At 61.7% G+C, this 20,380-nt stretch carries 20 protein-coding genes and 1 riboswitch; of the genes, 9 read left to right on the top strand and 11 right to left on the bottom strand.

Translation table 11 applies throughout. The features are described 5' to 3' along the window. Nucleotides 1-43 precede the first annotated feature (43 nt). The 6 genes from hslV to P9875_RS02725 all read right to left on the bottom strand — a co-directional run bounded on the left by hslV (nucleotide 44) and on the right by P9875_RS02725 (nucleotide 5,784). Nucleotides 44-580 carry an ATP-dependent protease subunit HslV gene (gene hslV / locus P9875_RS02700; RefSeq protein ID WP_035823869.1) on the bottom strand — a complete coding sequence of 179 codons (537 nt, stop codon included), beginning with the start codon at nucleotides 578-580 and terminating at the stop codon, nucleotides 44-46. 223 nt (nucleotides 581-803) lie between these two features. After that, nucleotides 804-1,256, bottom strand: coding sequence for an RNA polymerase-binding protein DksA (dksA, locus tag P9875_RS02705; RefSeq protein ID WP_034753066.1), 453 nt, complete (start codon nucleotides 1,254-1,256; stop codon nucleotides 804-806). 481 nt (nucleotides 1,257-1,737) lie between these two features. Further along, entirely contained in the window at nucleotides 1,738-2,802 is a 1,065-nt protein-coding gene (locus P9875_RS02710; protein WP_278317519.1) for a CobW family GTP-binding protein, read from the bottom strand. A 135-nt stretch (nucleotides 2,803-2,937) separates the two neighbouring features. Next, a complete protein-coding gene (locus P9875_RS02715; protein WP_278317520.1) occupies nucleotides 2,938-3,885 on the bottom strand; it encodes a tyrosine recombinase XerC in 948 nt (315 codons plus the stop codon). A 7-nt stretch (nucleotides 3,886-3,892) separates the two neighbouring features. Further along, nucleotides 3,893-4,570, bottom strand: a complete 678-nt coding sequence (locus P9875_RS02720) for a DUF484 family protein (RefSeq protein WP_035823876.1) — start codon at nucleotides 4,568-4,570, stop codon at nucleotides 3,893-3,895. 179 nt (nucleotides 4,571-4,749) lie between these two features. After that, nucleotides 4,750-5,784, bottom strand: coding sequence for a porin (locus P9875_RS02725; RefSeq protein WP_278317521.1), 1,035 nt, complete (start codon nucleotides 5,782-5,784; stop codon nucleotides 4,750-4,752). A gap of 413 nt (nucleotides 5,785-6,197) precedes the next feature. Between P9875_RS02725 and P9875_RS02730 the strand changes: the two genes are divergently transcribed. Next, nucleotides 6,198-7,700 carry a tetratricopeptide repeat protein gene (locus P9875_RS02730; protein ID WP_278317522.1) on the top strand — a complete coding sequence of 501 codons (1,503 nt, stop codon included), beginning with the start codon at nucleotides 6,198-6,200 and terminating at the stop codon, nucleotides 7,698-7,700. Between the two features lie 11 nt (nucleotides 7,701-7,711). Here P9875_RS02730 and dapF read toward each other — a convergent pair whose 3' ends face one another. The 3 genes from dapF to P9875_RS02745 are packed head-to-tail and all read right to left on the bottom strand — an operon-like array spanning nucleotide 7,712 to nucleotide 10,328. Next, the gene (gene dapF, locus P9875_RS02735; protein ID WP_278317523.1) at nucleotides 7,712-8,575 is read right to left on the bottom strand and encodes a diaminopimelate epimerase; all 864 of its coding nucleotides are present in this window, start codon (nucleotides 8,573-8,575) and stop codon (nucleotides 7,712-7,714) included. Nucleotides 8,576-8,586: 11 nt separating this feature from the next. After that, nucleotides 8,587-9,462, bottom strand: coding sequence for a lipid A biosynthesis acyltransferase (locus P9875_RS02740; protein ID WP_278317524.1), 876 nt, complete (start codon nucleotides 9,460-9,462; stop codon nucleotides 8,587-8,589). Next, nucleotides 9,459-10,328: a lysophospholipid acyltransferase family protein gene (locus tag P9875_RS02745; protein ID WP_035823886.1), complete on the bottom strand. Its 870-nt coding sequence runs from the start codon at nucleotides 10,326-10,328 to the stop codon at nucleotides 9,459-9,461. Before P9875_RS02745 ends, P9875_RS02740 begins: the two co-directional genes overlap by 4 nt. Before the next feature lie 188 nt (nucleotides 10,329-10,516). On the opposite strand from P9875_RS02745, the gene metK reads away from it, so the two are divergent. From metK to metF, 4 genes are all read left to right on the top strand, one after another. After that, nucleotides 10,517-11,683, top strand: coding sequence for a methionine adenosyltransferase (metK, locus tag P9875_RS02750; protein WP_035823888.1), 1,167 nt, complete (start codon nucleotides 10,517-10,519; stop codon nucleotides 11,681-11,683). Between the two features lie 122 nt (nucleotides 11,684-11,805). Then, nucleotides 11,806-11,874, top strand: a riboswitch (S-adenosyl-L-homocysteine riboswitch). A gap of 24 nt (nucleotides 11,875-11,898) precedes the next feature. After that, on the top strand, nucleotides 11,899-13,323 hold the full coding sequence (ahcY, locus tag P9875_RS02755; protein WP_219310328.1) for an adenosylhomocysteinase: 1,425 nt from the start codon (nucleotides 11,899-11,901) through the stop codon (nucleotides 13,321-13,323). A gap of 117 nt (nucleotides 13,324-13,440) precedes the next feature. Beyond that, a complete protein-coding gene (locus P9875_RS02760) occupies nucleotides 13,441-13,797 on the top strand; it encodes a phage holin family protein (RefSeq protein ID WP_035823893.1) in 357 nt (118 codons plus the stop codon). Next, the gene (gene metF / locus P9875_RS02765; protein ID WP_035823894.1) at nucleotides 13,784-14,614 is read left to right on the top strand and encodes a methylenetetrahydrofolate reductase [NAD(P)H]; all 831 of its coding nucleotides are present in this window, start codon (nucleotides 13,784-13,786) and stop codon (nucleotides 14,612-14,614) included. Before P9875_RS02760 ends, metF begins: the two co-directional genes overlap by 14 nt. A gap of 14 nt (nucleotides 14,615-14,628) precedes the next feature. Here the strand turns inward: metF and P9875_RS02770 are convergent, their stop codons facing one another. Continuing rightward, complete coding sequence (locus P9875_RS02770; protein ID WP_278317525.1) at nucleotides 14,629-15,156, bottom strand: 5-formyltetrahydrofolate cyclo-ligase; 528 nt, start codon at nucleotides 15,154-15,156, stop codon at nucleotides 14,629-14,631. Between the two features lie 104 nt (nucleotides 15,157-15,260). Here P9875_RS02770 and P9875_RS02775 point away from each other — a divergent pair, with 104 nt between their 5' ends. The 4 genes from P9875_RS02775 to P9875_RS02790 are packed head-to-tail and all read left to right on the top strand — an operon-like array spanning nucleotide 15,261 to nucleotide 19,823. After that, a complete protein-coding gene (locus P9875_RS02775) occupies nucleotides 15,261-17,240 on the top strand; it encodes a lytic transglycosylase domain-containing protein (protein ID WP_278317526.1) in 1,980 nt (659 codons plus the stop codon). A 22-nt stretch (nucleotides 17,241-17,262) separates the two neighbouring features. Continuing rightward, nucleotides 17,263-17,979: a glutathione S-transferase family protein gene (locus tag P9875_RS02780; RefSeq protein WP_035823898.1), complete on the top strand. Its 717-nt coding sequence runs from the start codon at nucleotides 17,263-17,265 to the stop codon at nucleotides 17,977-17,979. 12 nt (nucleotides 17,980-17,991) lie between these two features. Beyond that, nucleotides 17,992-19,104 carry a multifunctional CCA tRNA nucleotidyl transferase/2'3'-cyclic phosphodiesterase/2'nucleotidase/phosphatase gene (locus P9875_RS02785; protein WP_099401243.1) on the top strand — a complete coding sequence of 371 codons (1,113 nt, stop codon included), beginning with the start codon at nucleotides 17,992-17,994 and terminating at the stop codon, nucleotides 19,102-19,104. After that, the gene (locus P9875_RS02790) at nucleotides 19,101-19,823 is read left to right on the top strand and encodes a GNAT family N-acetyltransferase (RefSeq protein WP_278317527.1); all 723 of its coding nucleotides are present in this window, start codon (nucleotides 19,101-19,103) and stop codon (nucleotides 19,821-19,823) included. Before P9875_RS02785 ends, P9875_RS02790 begins: the two co-directional genes overlap by 4 nt. On the opposite strand, the gene P9875_RS02795 is transcribed toward P9875_RS02790, so the two are convergent. Beyond that, nucleotides 19,815-20,345, bottom strand: a complete 531-nt coding sequence (locus P9875_RS02795; protein ID WP_035823904.1) for an Lrp/AsnC family transcriptional regulator — start codon at nucleotides 20,343-20,345, stop codon at nucleotides 19,815-19,817. The genes P9875_RS02790 and P9875_RS02795 overlap by 9 nt on opposite strands. Between the last annotated feature and the right edge of the window lie 35 nt (nucleotides 20,346-20,380).

A 20,380-nucleotide genomic window follows, 5' to 3' on the forward strand; every position in this document is an offset into this window, starting at 1 on the left:
ATAATTGGCTTTCTGTATTCTGTATTCTGTGCTCGGGGGACGCTTATTCCAGCGTCTCGATGATGTGCGACATGTTGGTGTAGATGCACAGTTCCGCGGCGATGGTCAGCGACTTCTTGACCACCTCGGCCGGCGACAAGTCCGTGTTTTCCTGCAGCGCCTTGGCGGCCGACTGGGCATAGGTGCCGCCCGAGCCGATGGCGCCGATGCCGTCTTCCGGCTCCAGCACGTCGCCATTGCCCGTGATGACCAGGGTCGACTCGCTGTCGGCCACCAGCAGCATCGCTTCCAGGCGGCGCAGCACGCGGTCGGTGCGCCAGTCCTTGGCCAGTTCGACGGAGGCGCGCAGCAGATTGCCCTGGTGTTTTTCCAGCTTGCCTTCAAAGCGGTCGAGCAAGGTAAAAGCGTCGGCGGTGCCGCCGGCAAAGCCGACCAGGACCTTGCCCTGATACAACTTACGCACTTTGCGGGCCGTACCCTTCATGACGATGTTGCCGAGCGTTACCTGGCCATCGCCGCCCAGGGCGACTTGCTTGCCGCGCCGGACGCAGAGGATGGTGGTGCCGTGAAATTGTTCCATAGTGACCTCAAAAGATTCGTGCCGATGCGTGCAAGGCCATGCGATTGCGCGCCCATGCTACAAAAGTGGGGATGGAAAAGGCAATTGCAAGCGGCACTTGCCGCTGCAGTGCCTGCTTCAGTGTAGTCGGCGCGGAACGAAAAAAAAGCACGCAACCAAAGGTTGTGTGCTTTTTTATGCGCCATCGCGCAGCCGCCGGGGCGGCCGTGCAAGGGGAGGGTGATCAGTCGCCGTACAGCTTTTGCTTCAGTTCGCGCCGTTGCTGGGCTTCCAGCGACAGGGTGGCAGTCGGACGGGCGATCAGGCGGGGGATGCCGATAGGCTCGCCCGTTTCTTCACACCAGCCATAGTCGCCGGCGTCGATGCTGGCGATCGATTGCTGCACTTTCTTCAGCAATTTGCGCTCGCGGTCGCGCGTGCGCAATTCCAGCGCATGCTCTTCCTCGATGGTGGCGCGGTCGGCAGGGTCCGGTACGAGCACGGTTTCACGCAAGTGTTCCGTGGTTTCGCCGGCGTTTTTCAGCAGGTCTTTTTCAAGCTGCTGCAGGCGCGCCTTGAAGAATGCCAGTTGTGCCGGATTCATGTAGTCATCTTCGCTCATGGCGCGAATTTGGTCTTCGCTGATGAGTGGGATGTCTTGGTTGGCGGCCGGGGTCGATTTATTAGTTTTGGTCATAACTTCGCTTACCTTCGATACGACAGAGTTTTCAAATTGATCAGTTGATGCGGCGATACCGAGCAACTGTACAGGTTCCGCTTGGCATTGCTGTCCCGCTGTACTGCGTGCGACCTTGGCTTGCCGGCGTAAGCCAGGACTACCGGCCGGCTAAGGTGTCATGTTGATAACTTTTTACCGCTCTATGCCAGTCGCGCTATGCGCGCGTCAACAGGCGTGTTGGGTGGATCGGTTGCATGCCTGGCATGCGGCCAGCGGCAGTTTGCCAGCATTTCATGACAGGCGAACGACATGGGCCGTTTTCGTCGCTGATTTTGGCACGCTTTGCCTTATATTGCCATCCCGATTTGTTGACTAGCCGATCAGAAACGGCTACTTGTTGGTTTCTACCAGCAAGATGGGTGTCGGACAGCGGGAAAGCGTGCTTAACTTTCCCTTTTGTTTCTGCTTTGCAACGGGTACTTTGCAAAACCCGGCTAGTTTATACCAAACATTGTTCGAGTCCGCGAATAAAAATGTCTTTTGGTAGATTCTTGCCAATAAACACCATTTTGCTGCCACGCACTTCGTTTTCGCCCCATTTGGCGCCCAGGTCGCTGCCCATCAGCTGGTGCACGCCTTGAAACACCACCTTGCGCTCGGCGCCCTGCATCAGCAGCACGCCCTTGTAGCGCAGCATGCGCGGGCCATACACTTGCACCAGGCCGCCGAGGAACTCGTCGAGCTTGGCGCTGTCGAACGGTTGCGTACTTTTGAAAACAAAGGCGGCGATATCGTCGCTGTGCTGCGCATGGTGGTGGTCGGCATGGCCGCAATCGGTGGCGCAGGCCGCAGTGTGCTCATGCTTGTGCTCATGTGCATGGTCATGATCGTGCACATGCGCCGTTTCCGTGGCGAGGAAATCCGGGTCCAGTTCCAGCTTTTCATTCAGGTTGAAACCGCGGATGTCGAGCACTTCGGCCAGCGGCGCGCGGCCGAAATCGACCTTGGCGATCGGGGCGCGGGGATTGATGCGCTTCAAACGGCGCGTCAGGATGTCCACGGCCTCTTCACTGACGAGGTCGGTTTTCGACAGCAGCAGCTTGTCGGCAAAGCCTACTTGCCGCTGGGCTTCCTCGTATTCGTCCAGTTGCTTCATGGCATGACGGGCATCGACCACCGTGATGATGGCGTCGAGCATGTAGTGGCTGCCCACTTCCTCGTCGACAAAGAAGGTTTGCGCCACGGGGCCGGGATTGGCCAGGCCCGTCGTTTCGATCACGACGCGGTCGAAGGCCAGCAGGCCGGCGTCGCGCTTGCGCGCCAGTTCCGTCAGGCCCACGATCAGGTCGCCGCGCACGGTGCAGCAGATGCAGCCGTTGTTCATCTCGATGATGTGTTCGTTGCTATCCTGCACCAGGATTTCATTGTCGATGTTTTCCTGGCCAAACTCGTTTTCGATCACGGCGATGCGCATGCCATGGTCTTCCTGCAGTATGCGGTTGAGCAAGGTGGTTTTGCCTGCGCCCAGGAAACCGGTGAGGATGGTGGTTGGAATCAGTGCCATGAGAGATGCCTTGTAATCGGTGGTGCCGCCGCGCAAGCGGAAGAATGCGGACGATTATGCCGGAATTTTGCAAAAGCTTGCAAATGCGCGCCGATCCGCTTGATATGGATCAGGCTGGCCAGCGGGTGCGGCTGCCTACTTGAGCTTGGCGCGCGGATGCGCCTGGTCGTACACGTGCGCCAGGTGCTGGAAGTCGAGGGCCGTGTAGACCTGGGTCGAGGTGATGCTGGAATGGCCCAGCATTTCCTGCACGGCGCGCAAGTCGCCCGACGATTGCAGCACGTGCGAAGCAAACGAGTGGCGCAGCACGTGCGGGTGCACGTTGGCGGGAATCTCGGTGGCCAGCGCGTGCGCCTTCAGGCGCAGCTGCAGCACGCGCGGCGAGATGCGCGTGCCGCGCGTGCTTAAAAACAAGGCAGCACTGCCATCGGCCGCCGGCGGGCGCACGCCCAGCCAGGCAGTCAGGGCCACGAGCGCCGCCTTGCCGACCGGCACCTTGCGCATCTTGCTGCCCTTGCCCGTGACGATGACTTCGAAGCTGGCCATGTCGAGCCAGCCCAGCGAGGCGGGCTGGCCATTTTCCGCCTTGCAGTAATGGGTATCCAGGCTGGTCAGTTCGGACACGCGCAAGCCGCTTGAATACAGCAGTTCGAACATGGCGCGGTTGCACAGCTGTTCCGGTTCGGCCGCGCCTTGCTGGTGTTGCGCAGGCGCCACGAGGCGCACGGCGTCGTCCACCGACAGGGCTTTGGGCAAGGTTTTGGCCCGCTTCGGGGCGCGGATGCCGTCGAGGGGATTGGCGTCGAGCGTGGTCTCGCCACTGAGCCAGTTGAAAAAGCCGCGCCACGACGACAGCTTGCGGGCGATCGAGCGCGGGTCGAGGCCGCCGGCGTGCAGCTTGGCCGTGTAGCGGCGCACTTCGTTGTGCGCCAGCGCCGTCCAGGGCGTATTGCCGCTCAGTTCCAGCAAGGCGCGCAGGTCACGCCCGTAGGCGTCCAGCGTATGCGGCGACAGCTTGCGCTGCGTGGCCAGTTGCGCCAGGTAGGCGTCAAGCCACTCGGCCTTGCCGCGCACCGCGTTCATGGCTGACTCAGGCAGGCGAGCCGGCGCGCAGCGCGGCCAGGGCGGCGCTGGCTGTGGCGCCGATATGCACGAGGAAATCCGTGCCCATGCTCGAGGTAAAGCGTTCGCTGTCGGGCGAACCGAGCACCAGCAGGCCGAAGGTGCCCGTGGTGTTCGGGGCGCGCAGGGCGATCATGACGGTCGATTCGATCTTGTCAGCTTGCAACCAGTGCACGGCTTCGAAATCGCGGTTGCTGCCGCAGTACGGGGTTTGCAGGCTGTTGGCGAACATGCGCACGTCGGCCGTGACATCTTCCGTGAACCAGCCGTCGGCGTGTTCCGGCAGCACTTGCCACAGGCGCAGGCTGACGTAAGGCACGTCGAAATTGCTTTGCAAGGCATCGACCAGCACGCGCGGCATGTCCGCATCGTTGCGCACTTGCAGCATGGCCTGGTTCCAGCCGTGGAACTTGCTGGCGATGTCGCCATTTTCCTCGGCCACACGGCTCAGCTTGGACATGCGCAGTTCCAGCGCCTTGTACTTGTCGCGCATCACTTCCATTTGCCGCTCCTGCAGCGAGATGGTGCGTCCCGTCAGCGGACTGCTCAGCTTGACCTCGCCGAGCAGGGCGGTATGCTCTTCGAAGAAATTCGGGTGCTCGCTCAGGTACTGGGCGACGGTGCTGGAATCGAGTGTGGCGGTCATTGAGAATATCTGTCAGTGAAAGTTGAACACTTCATTCTAACCGAGAGTGCGCCGGCATAGGCGCAAAGGGGACGGTAGCGATGCATTTTCCGCGCGCCCATGAAAAAAGCGGCATGGTTGCCCATGCCGCCTTGTACTCCTGGTTCAGCAATCACCCGCGGAGGGTGACTGGCCGGCCATTAGAAGTTGTGATGCAAGCCCAGACCGATGTAGGTCTTCGACACAGCATCCTTGCGGTTCGAGATGTCCGCGTACAGGTAGGTGCGTTTCGACAGGTTGTAGTCGTAGCCCAGCGATGCTTGTTTGGTTTTGGTCACGCCGTCTGGCGTTTTTTGACCGTAGCCAGCGCGAACCTTGCCTGGGCCGACGTCGTAGTTGGCGCCAACGAGCCATGCTTTGGTGTCGGTGTTGATGATCTTGAAGTTGCCATCATCCTGATGCTGGTACGATGCCATCAGTTTCAGTTCCGTTACCGGATTGAACGATGCTGCAACCGACCACAGCTTGGCTTGCAGGCCATTGCGCTCATACGCGGCCATACCGGCGAACTGGCCGTAGTTGTACGTAGCCGAGACCGAGTACGGATTCGACGCTGGCACGGCATTGGCAGCCACCGGGTAGTTGTTGGCTGGTGGCGTAGCTGCTGGTCCAGGGAATGCCGGATTGTTATTGGCTTCCTTGGCGGCGACAGTGGCGTTGAACTGGAAGCCGCTGATGACTGGCGAGTTGTAGAACACGGCGTTCGAGAAGCGGTTACGCGAATTGCCGGCTGCGCTCAGCGGATCGCTGCTGTAAGCGGCCACCGTGATGTCGGTCTGGAAACCGGCTGGCGTAGGCATGCCCGACCATGGTTCGAACGCGGTGCTCGATTCCTGGAAGGCGGTCAGGCCGCGGCCCAGACGCACGGTACCGAAGTTGCCTTGCAGGCCGACGCGGCTTTGACCCTGGAACAGCGGACGGGAGTTGCTTTCCAGCGTACCCGTATCGGATTCATAGCGAATTTCCAGTTGGAAAATAGCTTTCAAGCCATTGCCCAGATCTTCCGTGCCCTTGAAGCCCAGTTTGTTGTTGTCGCGCTTGGTGACAGCGGTGGTCGAACCAGTCGCTTTGCCCAGGCCTGCATCGATCGTGCCGTAGATTTGGACGGACGACTGCGCTTGTGCGGTTGCGGCAAAGGCGCCGAAGAGTGCGAGGGCAACGAGTGATTTTTTCATGTCTTATTCCCTATTAAAAGTGAGTTCCGTCCGAGATCCGAGCAGATTGAAACACGCTAACTGTCGCGTTTCGATGAATGAACCTTAATTCGTCGGCGCGCAAGACGTGCGGGATTGGTCAAATATGCGTGAAAAGATTGGTGAAAAGCGGCATAACTGCATGCCCCTGTTGTATTTTTGTAACGCGCGGTTTTTGCCGATCCTGCGCCGATGGCAAGCGTTTCCCCATCGCCACGCTAGCTGCGCATTGTGATATTGGCATGTCAGGGCTTGGACATTGTTGCGGTGAATCAAGTTCTTGAGGCCGCTTTGGCGGATTTATGACACAAGGACGTTACACTAAGGGAAGGCCTGCATTGATGGGCCTGGAGACGGCTCACTCATTAGAATCATTGACTCAATATCGAGAATCGATGGCAAATCGCGAAACATTAGGATTGATCAAGGGAGCACGCGCGGGCGATGTGGCTTGCCAGCTGGCGTTGGGACGCGTGTATCTGTTTGGGCAGGGAGTGCCGCAAAGTCTGCCGACCGCCTTGCACTGGCTGGCGCGGGCGGCCCAGGAGGATAGCGCGGAAGCGTGCTTGCTGATCGGCACGCACGTGCCGTTCGAAGTGGCGCAACCGTCGGCCAAGGTGCTGATCCCGTATTACGCGCAGGCATTCGACGCGGGCCTGGTGCAGGCGGGGCTGGTGCTGGCGCAGCTGGTGCTGGGCAATGCCGCCAGCCACAGTGAAGCCTTGCGCGCCAAGGCGCGCGTGGCACTGGACGCCGCCGTGTGCGCCGGCTTGCCCGATGCGCAATGGTTGTTATCCATGCAAGAGGGATCGTCCGCAGCCTGTGGGCCGGACACCCGCGCCGCTGGTGAGAAAGCCATCGATGGCGACGCGCCGCTGCATGCCTGGCTGGAGCAGGCATGGAGCCAGGGCAACCATGCGGGCTTCCTGTCGCAAGGCTTGCCGCTGGCGCGCGAGCTGTTGCAGCGCCAGGCGGCCGCCGGGGCGCGCACGATCACCCTCGACGCGCAGCAGGTGCTATTGCTGTCGCGTTGCGCCCAGGCCCTGGCGCCTGGCGGCGATGCCGAGGGCTGGCAGTGTTGCGAGCTGGCCGCGCATGGCGGCGACCGTACGGCGCAGCTGGAGCTGGGGCTTGGCTATGCGCGCATGGATGCGCATGGCCAGCGGTTGGCCACGCGTAACGGCGCGGCCAATTTCAAGCGGGCCGTGCGCTGGCTGACGCAGGCTGGCGAGCAGGGGCTGGCCGAAGCCTGGTTCGTGCTGTCGCGCATCTACACGAAACCGGAATTTTCCCAGCGCAATGTGGTCGAAGCCCATTCCTGCCTGGAGCGTGCCGCCGACCTGGGGCATGGTCCGGCCCAGCTCGAGTGCGGCATGCATGCCTGGCGCAATCGCCGCGACGGCGTCAACAACGATGTGCGGGCCGCGTACTGGCTGCTGCAGGCGCAGGCGCAAGGCAGCCGTGAAGCGGAGGCGGCGCTGGCAAAGATCGCGCCGCAAGGCGAACCGGGCGACTGGGGCCAGTGCGCCGCCTTGCACGCCGATGCGCATTTGCGGCAACTGGGCCAGAGCCACCCCCTGCTGGCGGCACGCCTGGCATTGGCGCGCTGCTTTCATCTGTCGCGTGCCGAGGCGCTGCTGCTCGATATCCATGCGGCCGACCAGGGGCATTGTCTGTTGATCGATATCAGCGCCACGCATGGGCGCGGCAAGCGGCGCCTGGTGCTGATCCGCACGGCGCAGGAGCGCCAGCTGCTCGATCAGGCGGTGCGTTTGTTCGAGCGCGTCGATTGCGGCGTGGCGGGGCCGGAAGGCAATTACCGGCAGCGCCTGTACCGCCTGAAGTGCTACCTGGCGGAACTTGATGTCGCGCAGGAACAGCAGTTCCTGGTGGCATGATGCAGCGCTGATTACAGTTCGATCGTGCCTTCGAACACGGTCACGGCCGGACCCGTCATCAGGACGGGCTGGCCGGGGCCTTGCCAGGCGATCGACAGTTCGCCGCCGCGCGCGCTGATGCGCACGGGGGAGTCGAGCAAGCCGCGCAGGATGCCGGCCACGGCGGCGGCGCAGGCGCCCGTGCCGCACGCCAGGGTTTCGCCCGCGCCCCGTTCAAACACGCGCAGTTTCACGTGCTGGCGGTCGACGACCTGCATGTAGCCGGCGTTGACCCTGCGGGGAAAGCGCGGATGGTGCTCGATGCGCGGGCCCGTCACTTCCAGGTCTTGCGCATCGACATCGTCGACCACTTGCACGGCGTGCGGGTTGCCCATCGAGACGACGGACACCAGCACGGGAGAGGGTTGGTCCGGCAAGGCCAGGTCCAGCGGCCAGACAGTGTCGTTGCCTTGCGCTACACCGTCCAGGCCGTTGGCATCGAAGGGCACCAGCGCGGGTTCGAGCACGGGCGCGCCCATGTCGACCGTGATGCTGCCGTCAAGTTCCAGGCGCGGCGCGATGATGCCGGCCATGGTTTCCACGCGGATGCTGTCCTTGGTCGATAGCCCCTTTTCGCTGACGAACTTGACGAAGGCGCGCGCGCCGTTGCCGCATTGCTCGACTTCGCCGCCATCGTTGTTATAGATGCGGTAGCGGAAGTCGCAGCCGGGCAGGCGCGGCTTTTCCACGACGAGGATCTGGTCGGCGCCGATGCCGAAACGGCGGTCGGCCAGGCGCTGCCACTGGGCCGGCGTGAAGTCGATCTCTTGATGGATGGCGTCGATGACGATGAAGTCATTGCCGGCGCCATGCATTTTGGTAAAGTGGAGTTTCATGGTCTGCCGTATCACTTGTGCTGGTTATAGAACGATGCTTCGCCTTCCGGACGCGTCTTGAAGCGTTTATGCGTCCAGAAATACTCGGCCGGCGCTTCGCGCACGCGCTCTTCGATGAATTCGTTCATGCGGCGCGTGGCGGCCGTGATGTCGTCGCCCGGATAATCGTCCCAGGCAGGATAGTAGGTCACTTGCCAGCCCTGGTAATTGGGCAGGAAGGTGGCGATGACGGGAATGACTTGCGCTTTGGCGGCCAGCGCCAGGCGCGCCGTGGCCGTCAGGGTGGCGGCGGGCACGCCGAAGAAGGGCACGAATTCCGCATCCTTTTCGCCGAAATCCATGTCCGGCAGCATGAAATATGGCAAGCCGTCGCGCAGTGCGCGCAGAATCGTCTTGATGCCGTCCTGGCGCGTAAACAGCTTGGGCGGCTTGAAGCGCGAACGGCCGTTGCGCAAGGCCTGGTCGAAGGCCGCGTTCTTTTGCTGCACATACATCGACGAGGCGGAGATCTCCATGGCGGTGGCGGCGCCAGCCACGTCGAGGCAGACGAAATGCGGGCACAGCAGGATGGTCGGCTTGGCCGCGATCTGCTGGCCCGGGAAGGCGGGTACCTTTTTGATCAGGCGGTTCAGGCGCGCTTCCGACGACCACCACAGGATGCTGCGTTCCCACACGCTGCGCGAATACGCCTGGAAATGCTGGCGCGCCAGGGCCACGCGTTGTTTTTCCGTCAGTTCCGGCATGCACAGGCGCAGATTCGTCAGGGCAATCTTGCGCCGCGCGGGCATGGCGATGAACAGCAGGCTGCCGACGGCCACGCCGAAACGGCCGAGGATGGGTAAAGGCAGCCAGTGCAGCAGCCACATGAAAGCGATCAGCAGTCTCATGCCTGCTCCCCGGCGGCGTCGGGCGTGGCGGGCGTGGGCGGCGGCGCGCCGCGCGGTACTTTATAGCGGTTGTAGCTCCACAGGTATTGCGCCGGGCTGCGCGCGATCAATTGCTCCATGGCCGCGTTGATCGTGCGCGCCTGCTCGGCCGAAGTGCTGTCCAGCGACTCGGTGAAGGGCACGAAATGCACGACATAGCCGCGTCCGCCCGGCAGGCGTTCCGCGTAAGTGATGATGACTTCGGCGCCGCCCATCTGCGCCAGCTTGGCCGGCAGGGTCATGGTGTAGGCGGGGCGGCCGAAGAAATCGGCCCACACGCCTTCGCCCTCTTGTGGCACCTGGTCGGGCAGCAGGCCGATGGGCTGGCCTTTTTTCAGGCATTTGGCGAAGATGCGCACGCCCGACATATTGGCCGGCGCCAGCATCAGGTTTTCGCGCGCGCGGGCTCCTTCGATCAGCGGTTTCAAGGCGGCGCGCTTGGGCGGACGGTACATCACGGTCAGCGGCGTGCGCAGCGCGATCTGTTGCGCGACGATTTCAAAGCAGCCCAGGTGCGGCGTCAGGAAGACGATGCCGCGGCCGTGTTGCAGCGCCTTTTCCACCAGTTCCCAGTTTTCCACCGTCGCATGGCGCGCCACGCGTTCGGCCGGCGCGCACCAGATGAAGGGCAATTCCAGCACGCTCTTGCCCGCTTCGGCCACGGCCGTGTGCAAGTGTTGCGAAAACCCCGCACCTTGCATGTTCTCGCGCATGCGGCGGCGGTAGGACGGGGAAATGGCGTAAATCACCCAGCCGAGCGCAGCGCCCAGGGCATGCAGGACGGGCAGGGGAAAGATGGACAGGAAGCGGAAAATTGGGACTAACATGTATAAGCTGTTTCCAGGAATGGCGTGTTGCCGTGCCAAAATTTTTTAAGAAGCGTAAAATACCACGTATGCAGTAACCGCTGAGTTAATAGACAACTTGCGAAGCGGAATATAAATATCGCTAAAGCGTCGCAGGCAAAATCCTCTTTACTGCGACAGAACATTCACATAGTAAACAGGAGCTTGCAATGTCAAACGACTATCTCTTCACTTCCGAATCCGTCTCGGAAGGCCATCCCGACAAGGTTGCCGATCAAATTTCCGACGCCATCCTTGACGCCATCCTGACCCAGGATCCAGCCGCCCGCGTGGCTGCCGAAACCCTGTGCAACACCGGTCTGGTGGTGCTGGCTGGCGAGATCACCACGCACGCCAATGTGGATTATATTCAAGTTGCGCGCGAAACCATCAAACGCATCGGTTACGACAACACGGAATACGGCATCGACTACAAGGGTTGCGCCGTGCTGGTGGCCTACGACAAGCAGTCGCCGGACATCGCGCAAGGCGTCGATGAAGGTGCGGGGATTGACCTGGATCAAGGCGCTGGCGATCAGGGCCTGATGTTCGGCTACGCCTGCGATGAAACGGCCGAGCTGATGCCCGCCGCCATCCACTACGCGCACCGCTTGGTCGAGCGCCAGTCGCAACTGCGCAAGGATGGCCGTCTGCCATGGCTGCGTCCGGATGCGAAATCGCAAGTGACCCTGCGCTACGTCGATGGCCGCCCCGTCGGCGTGCACACGGTGGTGCTGTCGACCCAGCATGCGCCGGAAATCTCGCACAAGCAGATCGAAGAAGCCGTCATCGAGGAAATCATCAAGCCGATCCTGCCGCGCGAATGGCTGACCGACACGAAATTCCTCGTCAACCCGACGGGCCGTTTCGTCATCGGCGGTCCGCAAGGCGATTGCGGCTTGACCGGCCGCAAGATCATCGTCGACACCTACGGTGGCGCAGCCCCGCACGGCGGCGGCGCGTTCTCGGGCAAGGATCCATCGAAAGTCGACCGTTCGGCAGCCTACGCGGCCCGTTACGTGGCGAAAAACATCGTCGCGGCCGGCCTGGCGCGCCAATGCCAGGTGCAGGTCAGCTACGCCATCGGCGTGGCCAAGCCGATCAACATCACCGTCTACACGGAAGGCACGGGCGTGATTCCCGACGCGGAAATCGCCAAGCTGGTGCTGGCGCACTTTGATTTGCGTCCAAAAGGCATCGTGCAAATGCTCGACCTGCTGCGCCCGATCTACCAGAAGAGCGCCGCCTACGGCCACTTCGGCCGCGAAGAGCCGGAATTCACGTGGGAACGCACGGACAAGGTCGCCCTGCTGCGCGACGCCGCCGGCCTGAAGTAATCTAGTCCAACTCGCAAGAAAAGCGTCCCGGCCTCTGGCCGCGGGCGCTTTTTTTATGTGTTGTTACATGGCAATAAATGGCGAACAAACTGGCGCGCCGGCCTTGCCAATGTTAAAATCCACAGTCCGAGGAGCGTTGCGACGAAGAAATTCGCCAGGCTCGGAATATCCTGCAACTGCGCTCACGTACCTTTTTCAACTGAAAGGAGGGCGTGATGAACGCCGTACTCAAATCGCAACACGACTACACCATCGCCGATATCACCTTGGCCGCATGGGGCGACAAAGAAATCAAGATTGCTGAAACGGAAATGCCTGGCCTGATGGCCATCCGCGAAGAATTCGCGGCAGCGCAGCCTTTGAAAGGCGCGCGCATCACCGGTTCCATCCACATGACCATCCAGACCGCCGTGCTGATCCAGACCCTGGAAGCACTGGGCGCGCAAGTGCGTTGGGCATCGTGCAACATTTACTCCACGCAAGATCACGCTGCCGCCGCCATCGCCGCCGCCGGCACGCCTGTGTTCGCCATCAAGGGCGAGTCGCTGGATGACTACTGGGAATACACGCACCGCATTTTCGAATGGCCTAGCGTGGACGGCAAGGCTGTCTACTCGAACATGATCCTCGACGATGGCGGCGATGCCACCCTGCTGCTGCACCTGGGCGTGCGCGCGGAAACCGATCTGTCGGTGCTGGCGAATCCCGGTTCGGAAGAAGAAATCTGCATGTTCAACTCGATCAAGCGTCATCTGCTGGCCGACCCGACCTGGTACTCGAAGCGTCTGCCGGAAATTCTCGGCGTGACGGAAGAAACCACCACCGGCGTGCACCGTTTGTATCAAATGCACAAGGAAGGCAAGCTGGCTTTCCCTGCGATCAACGTGAACGATTCCGTCACGAAATCGAAATTCGACAACCTGTATGGCTGCCGCGAGTCCCTGGTCGACGGCATCAAGCGCGCCACCGACGTGATGATCGCCGGCAAAGTGGCCGTCATCGCCGGTTACGGTGACGTCGGCAAAGGTTCGGCCCAGGCCATGCGCGCCCTGTCGGCGCAAGTGTGGGTGACGGAAGTCGATCCGATCTGCGCACTGCAGGCGGCGATGGAAGGCTACCGCGTCGTGACCATGGATTACGCCTGCGAACACGGCGACATCTTTGTCACCTGCACCGGCAACTACCACATCCTGACGCACGATCACCTGACGCGCATGAAAGACCAGGCCATCGTCTGCAACATTGGTCACTTTGACAATGAAATCGACGTTGCTTCGTTGAAGCAATACGAGTGGGAAAACATCAAGCCGCAAGTCGACCACATCATCTTCCCGTCTGGCCGCCGCATCATCCTGCTGGCCGAAGGCCGTTTGGTCAACCTCGGTTGCGGCACGGGCCACCCGTCGTACGTGATGAGCTCGTCGTTCGCCAACCAGACGATCGCCCAGATCGAGCTGTACGCGAACACGGCCAACTACCCGGTCGGCGTGTACACCCTGCCAAAACACCTGGACGAAAAAGTCGCCCGTTTGCAACTCAAAAAGTTGAATGCGCAGCTGACGGAACTGACGCAAGAGCAAGCCGACTACATCGGCGTGCGTCAAGAAGGCCCTTATAAGCCAGAGCACTACCGCTATTAAGATGGTTGCCTCATGAACCTACTCGCTACGGTTCCTGAGGCAACAAGACTGATCGGTGTATCGTTAGAGACAGCCGTTACTGTGCTGTCTCAATATCTTTTTTGACAGGCTAGAGAAATGCGCTTGCTACTGATTTGGTTTATCAATGCGGCAGCCCTGTTTGCCGTCCCTTACCTGATGCACTCGGTGACGATGAGCAGCGGCTGGACGGCGCTGCTGGCCGCTGCCGTGCTGGGGCTGGTCAATGCGCTGATCCGTCCTTTGCTGATCCTGCTGACCCTGCCCGTGACGTTCTTGTCGCTGGGCCTGTTCATTTTGATCATCAACGGCTTCATGTTCTGGCTCGTGGCGCAGATAATCGATGGCTTCCATGTCGCCAGTTTCTGGTCTGCCGTGGGTGGTGCCATTTTGTACAGCATCATTTCCTGGGCCCTGTCGACCTTACTTTTGAGTAATGACGATGGAAAAGCATAATTTCAGTATTGAGTTTTTCCCGCCGAAAACCCCGGAAGGGGCGGAAAAGCTGCGCGCCACGCGTGTCAAATTGTCTGAATTGCATCCGAAGTATTTCTCGGTGACCTTTGGCGCCGGCGGTACCACGCAGCAGGGTACGCTGGATACCGTGCGCGAGATCCTGGCGGCCGGCGAACAGGCCGCACCGCATTTGTCTTGCGTGGGCGGCTCGCGCGAATCGATCCGCGCCGTGCTGGCCGACTTCAAGGCGGCCGGCGTGAAGCGTATCGTGGCCTTGCGCGGCGATTTGCCGAGCGGCTATGGCGCTTCGGGCGAGTTCCGCTATGCCAACGAGCTGGTGGAATTCATCCGCGCCGAGACGGGCGACCATTTCCATATCGAAGTGGCCGCCTATCCGGAAGTGCATCCGCAAGCCCGTTCGCCGCAGGACGACCTGAACGCGTTCGCGCGCAAGGTGCAGGCTGGCGCCGATGCGGCCATCACCCAGTACTTCTACAATGCCGACGCGTATTTCCAGTTTGTCGAGCAGACGCAGAAGATGGGCATCAACGTGCCCATCGTGGCCGGCATCATGCCGATCACGAACTACACGCAGCTGATGCGCTTTTCGGACATGTGCGGCGCGGAAATTCCACGCTGGGTGCGTTTGAAACTGGCCAGCTTCGGCGACGACAGCGCATCCATCAAGGCCTTTGGCCTGGACGTGGTGACGGGCTTGTGCGAACGCCTGCTGGAAGGCGGCGCGCCAGGCTTGCATTTCTATAGCATGAACCAGGCGGCGCCCACGACCGCACTGTGGCAGCGCCTGGTGAAATAAACCGTCCTGACTCGTCAGAACAGATCGCCCTCGGTCACGATGTGATCGAGGGCGATGTCGTATTCGCCGTTGGGAAAGCTGGCCGCCAGGCAGGCATACGCGATGCCGATGGTGCGCGGCCGCGGCGCGGCCGCCAGGGTGCGGTCGTAATAGCCGCCGCCATAGCCGAGCCGATAACGTTGCTCATTAAAACCCAGGCAGGGCACCAGCAGGGTGGCGGGCGCCGCACGCAGGCGCAGCTGGGCCGGCACGGCCACGCCCATGCCATCCTTGACCATGGGCTCGCCCGGCGTCCAGTCGGAAAATGCCAGCGGCGCATGCTTTTCCAGCACCACCGGCAAGCTTAATTGCACGCCGCGCGCGGCCAGTTGCGCATAGGCATCGTGCAAGTCCGGCTCGCCGTGCAGGGGCCAGTACACGCCCAGTTCCTCGACGTTTTCCTGCGCGCACCAGTCCAGCAGGCGCTGCGCGATGGCCGCATCCCACCTTACTCGCGTGGCGACGGGCAGGGCGCGGCGGGTCGCCAGCAAGGCTTTGCGCAAGCCGGCTTTTTCCTGTGGCGCAATGGGTGGCCGTGCAGCCGGATCGCATGTTATTCTAGGGTCGCTATTCATATCACCATCAAGTTAAGATTGAGAGTCGTACATTGATTTCCCCACTGAAATGGATTGCCGGCACGATGCTGTGTGTTGCATCGGCCTTGTCTCCCCTGGCCGCCCTGGCCCAGGTATCCGCCACCGCAACGCCTGCCGCGCCCGACACGCGCAGCGAGGACGATGCCTTCCTGCTGCTGCGCGACGCCGCGCGCAAGGATGACGTCGAAAAGGCCGACTTTTATGCGGGGCGCCTGACGAATTACCAGATTCCATCGTATGTTGACTATTATCGGCTGAAACCGCGCATCAAACTGCTGACCGAGGCGCAATTTCGCGATTACCTGAACCGCTACAAGGGTAGCGCCATCGCCGACCGTTTCCGCAACGACTGGCTGCTGGAGCTGGGCCGCAAGCGCGACTGGGTTGTGTTTGATGAGCAATATCCGCAATTCGCCCTCGATGACGACACCCAGCTCAAGTGCTACGCGCTGATGTCGCGCGCCGCCAAGGGCCAGAACGTGGCGGCCGAGGCGCGCAACCTGCTGGTGTCTCCGCCCGGCTATGGCGAAGCGTGCGGCAGTCTGATCGCGGCATTGGCGCAAAATGGCCAGTTCGACACGAACGACCTGTGGGCGCAGATCCGCCTGGCGGGCCAGACGAATGCCACGGGCCCGGCGCGCCGCATCGCGCTGCTGCTGGGCGCGTCCGACGCGAAGATGGCGCAAGCCATCGATTTGCCGGCGCTGGTGCTGGCCAAGGGGGCGGGTCTAAGTCGCGCCGACCACGAGATGTATTTGGTGGCCGTCGGCCGCATGGCGAAAAGCACCTTGAAACTGGGCGTGGTGGCCTTGCAAAAGGCCAGTGCGCAATTGACGGCGCAAGAACAGGCCATTGGCTGGGCCAGCCTGGCCCTGCAAGCGTCGTATTCGCTGGCGCCGGAAGCGTTTGAATATTGGCAAAAAACCAATGGCGCACCATTGACCCAGGAGCAGATGCAGTGGAAAACGCGTATCGCCTTGCGTGAAGGCAATTGGTCCGTGGTGAAGTCGTCCATCCAGGCCATGCCGGCGTCCCTGCGCGCCGATCCTGCCTGGGTCTACTGGCTGGCGCGCGCGCAGCAGGCGGAAACGCCGGGCCGCCCGAACGCGCAGGCCGATGCCCTGTACCGCACGATCAGTGAGCAATCGAATTTCTACGGCTTGCTGGCCAATGAAGAGCTGGGCAACCACCTGGTGCTGCCGCCGCCGGGCCAGCCCATCACGCCGGCGGAAATCGCCGCCATGGCTGCCAATCCGGGCTTGCAGCGCGCCTTGAAATTTTTCAACATGCGCTTGCGCTTCGAAGGCACGCGCGAGTGGAACTGGGAATTGCGTTCGATGACGGATCGCCAGCATCTGGCGGCCGCGGAATTTGCGCGCCAGAACAATGTGCTCGACCGCATGGTCAACACCTCCGACCGCACGCGCCTGGAAGTGGACTATACGCAGCGCTATCCGACGCCGCACGACGACGTCATGCACCCGGCCACGCAAACCCTGGGCCTGGACAAAGCCTGGGTATATGGCTTGATCCGCCAGGAATCGCGTTTCATCATGGATGCGCAGTCGCACGTGGGCGCGTCCGGCCTGATGCAGGTGATGCCGTCGACGGCCCGTTATGTCGCCAAGAAGATCGGTTTGACGGATTTCGTCACGGAAACCTTGAGCGATGTGCGCACCAACGTCTTGCTGGGCACGAATTATCTGAACATGGTGCTTGGCGGCCTCGACGGTTCGCAAGTGCTGGCCAGCGCCGCCTACAACGCGGGGCCGGGGCGCTTGCGCATCTGGCGCGCCACCATGACGCGTCCGCTGGAAGGCGCCGTCTTCGCCGAGATCATTCCGTACACGGAAACGCGCGGCTACGTGAAAAACGTGATGGCCAACGCCACGTATTATGCTGCCCTGTTCGAAAAAAGCCCGCAGTCGCTGAAAGCGCGCCTGGGTACCGTGGGACCGAAAAACAGCGCCATCGCGGCCGATTTGCCTTGAACCATACTATTGATAGCTGACCATGCAAACGACCATCCTTGATCCCAGCCTGACGCAAACCCTGGCCGCCGCGCGCGAGCCGGGCCTGACCCTCATCATCGGCAACAAGAATTATTCGTCCTGGTCGATGCGCCCGTGGGTGGCCATGACGGCGTTCGGTATCCCGTTCCAGGAAGTGCGCGTGCTGCTCGACCAGCAGGACACGGCCACCAAAATCGCCGAGTATTCGGCCTGCGGCCGGGTCCCCGTGCTGCTGGCGGGCGAGATCACGATCTGGGACAGCCTGGCCATCTGCGAATACCTGGCCGAGCAGTTTCCCGACAAACACATGTGGCCGCAAGACGTGGCCGCGCGCGCCATGGCGCGCTGTGTCTGCGCGGAAATGCACTCGGGCTTCACGGGCTTGCGCACGGATATGTCGATGAATATCAAGGCCAAGTTGCCGGGACGGGGCCGCACGGCCGCCGCGCAGGCGGACATCGGCCGCATCAGCGAAATCTGGGAAGAGTGTTTATCGCGCTTTGGCCACCACCAGTTCCTGTTTGGCGACTTTTCCATTGCCGATGCGTATTTCGCCCCCGTCGTCATGCGCTTTCGCACGTATGGCGTGAGCCTGGCGCCGGCGCTGAACGCGTATTGCGAGCGCGTGCAGGCGCACCCGGCCGTGGCCCGCTGGATCACGGAAGCGCTGGCGGAGACGGAAGTGGCTGCCAAGCACGACGCGGAACTGCCTGATTAAGAAAAGAGTGTTATGAAGATATACACGGTCGGTGGCGCGGTGCGCGACCAACTGCTGGGCTTGCCCGTGAAAGACCACGACCACGTCGTCGTCGGCGCCACGCCGGAAGACATGCTGCGCCGGGGCTTCCGGCCCGTCGGCAAGGATTTTCCCGTTTTCCTGCACCCGAAGACGCAGGAAGAATACGCCTTGGCCCGCACGGAGCGCAAGACGGCCCCCGGCTACCGGGGCTTTGTCTTCCACACGGCGCCCGACGTCACGCTCGAAGACGACCTGGTGCGGCGCGATCTCACCATCAACGCCATCGCCCAGGCCGAGGACGGTAGCCTGACCGACCCGTTTGGCGGTATTCAGGATATCGAGAACAAAATCTTCCGCCACGTTTCCGATGCGTTCGGCGAAGACCCCGTGCGCATCTTGCGCCTGGCCCGCTTTGCCGCCCGTTTTCATACTTTCACTGTCGCACCGGCCACCATGGAACTGATGCGCCGGATGGTGCAGGATGGCGAAGTCGATGCCCTGGTGGCCGAGCGCGTGTGGCAGGAAGTGGCAAAAGGATTGATGGAAGCGCGGCCGTCGCGCATGCTGACGGTGCTGCACGAGTGCGGCGCGCTGGCGCGCGTCATGGGCGAAATCAGCATCAGCGAACGCTTGCTGCAAGTGGTCGACCATGCCGCCGCGCAAGGTCATGACTTGCCCGTGCGCTTTGCCGTCTTGATGCTGCATATGAGCAAGGATGCCATCGAACAACTGAGCGAGCGCCTGCGCGTGCCCAACGAGTGCCGCGAACTGGCCGTCATGGCGGCGCGCGAGCTGGACAATATCAACGGCGCGCTGGCGCTGAGCGCCGAAGCTATCGTCAGTCTGTGCGAACGCTGCGACGGACTGCGCAAGCCGCAGCGTTTCCTGCAGCTGCTGGACGCCATCGCCTGCGATGTGCATGCACAGGATCCTGTATTTCCACAGTCCGCGTGGCTGCAAGCCATGCTGGCGGCCGTGCGCGGCGTGGATGCGGGCGCACTGGCACAAGCTTGCGCACAGGAACCGAAACGCATTCCGGCCGTCATCCATGCGGCGCGCGTGGAGGCCGTCACGAACGCGATCAGCAGCACGGAGCTGCCATGACCCTGCCCAAATTGTTCCAGAATCCGTTTCGCCGCTGGCTCAGCCGTAGCGGCGGCGGGCGTCCGAGCGTGCTCGTCAAGCAGTTGCATGAGCGCGACCGGCGCCGCATGATGAAGCATTTTCTTTCTCTGGAGAAAAGCGACCGCCTGTTGCGCTTTGGCAGCGCCCTGCCCGATGAATTGGTGGCCCAGTACGTGCAAAAGATGGATTTCTCGCGCGACATGATTTATGGCGTCTACAACAGCTTGTTCAAGCTGGTGGGTGTGGGGCATCTGGCGTTCGCGCCGAAGGACACGTCGCCGGCGAAAAGTGTCGTGACGGACAAGGAGCAGGTGGCCGAGTTTGGCGTGTCCGTGTCGAAATCCATGCGCGGCATGGGGGTCGGTTCAAAACTGTTCGAGCGGGCGGCGATTCACTGCCGTAACAACGACGTCGATACCCTGTACATGCACTGTCTGTCGTCGAACAAGACGATGATGCATATCGCCAAGAAGGCGGGCATGGAAATCCAGCGCGACTATGGCGAAGCCGATGCCTACCTGAAGCTGTTGCCGCCCAACCCGTCGAGCATGCTGCAGGAAGCCGTGCAGGAACAGTTCGCCATGTTCGACTACACCTTCAAGGCCAACGCGCGCGCCGCGTTCAAACTGTGGGATCGCTTGCCGGGGCGCAAGAAGAAGCCCGGACCGCCGTCACCGCCGTCATCGTCGTCACAATAAGGGCAGGGCCGTCGTATCCTTGATGCGCTGCAAGGCAAAGCTCGATTTGACGTCCAGCACGGCCGGGTGGCGCAGCAGGGTCGCCATCATGAAGCGCGAAAAGTGCTCCATGTCTTCCACGTGCACGCGCAACAGATAATCCATTTCGCCCGTCATCGCGTAGCAGGCCACCACTTCTGGCCATTGCGCCACGGCCACGGCGAAGTCGGCGCGCGGCGAGGTGTTCGTCACCAGATTCGGCGCCAGCACTCTTGCCGTGCTGTGGGCATGGGCGGAGGCGTCGCTGTGCTTTTCCAGCCGCACGTTGACATAGGCGAGCAAGCCCAGGCCGATCTTTTCCGGATCCAGCAGGGCCACGTACTGGCGGATCACGCCCGCTTCTTCCAGCCGTTTGACGCGGCGCAAGCATGGCGACGGCGACAGGCTGACCTGTTCGGCCACATCCTGGTTCGACAGGCGGCCATCGGCCTGCAGGACGGCGAGGATCTTGCGATCCGTTTTATCCAGCGTAATTTTGCTCATGCTTCCTCCGGTGGTTCGTGTTTCACGCAATATTA

The organism is Janthinobacterium rivuli, from assembly GCF_029690045.1.
GTDB classification, from domain to species: Bacteria; Pseudomonadota; Gammaproteobacteria; order Burkholderiales; family Burkholderiaceae_D; genus Janthinobacterium; species Janthinobacterium rivuli.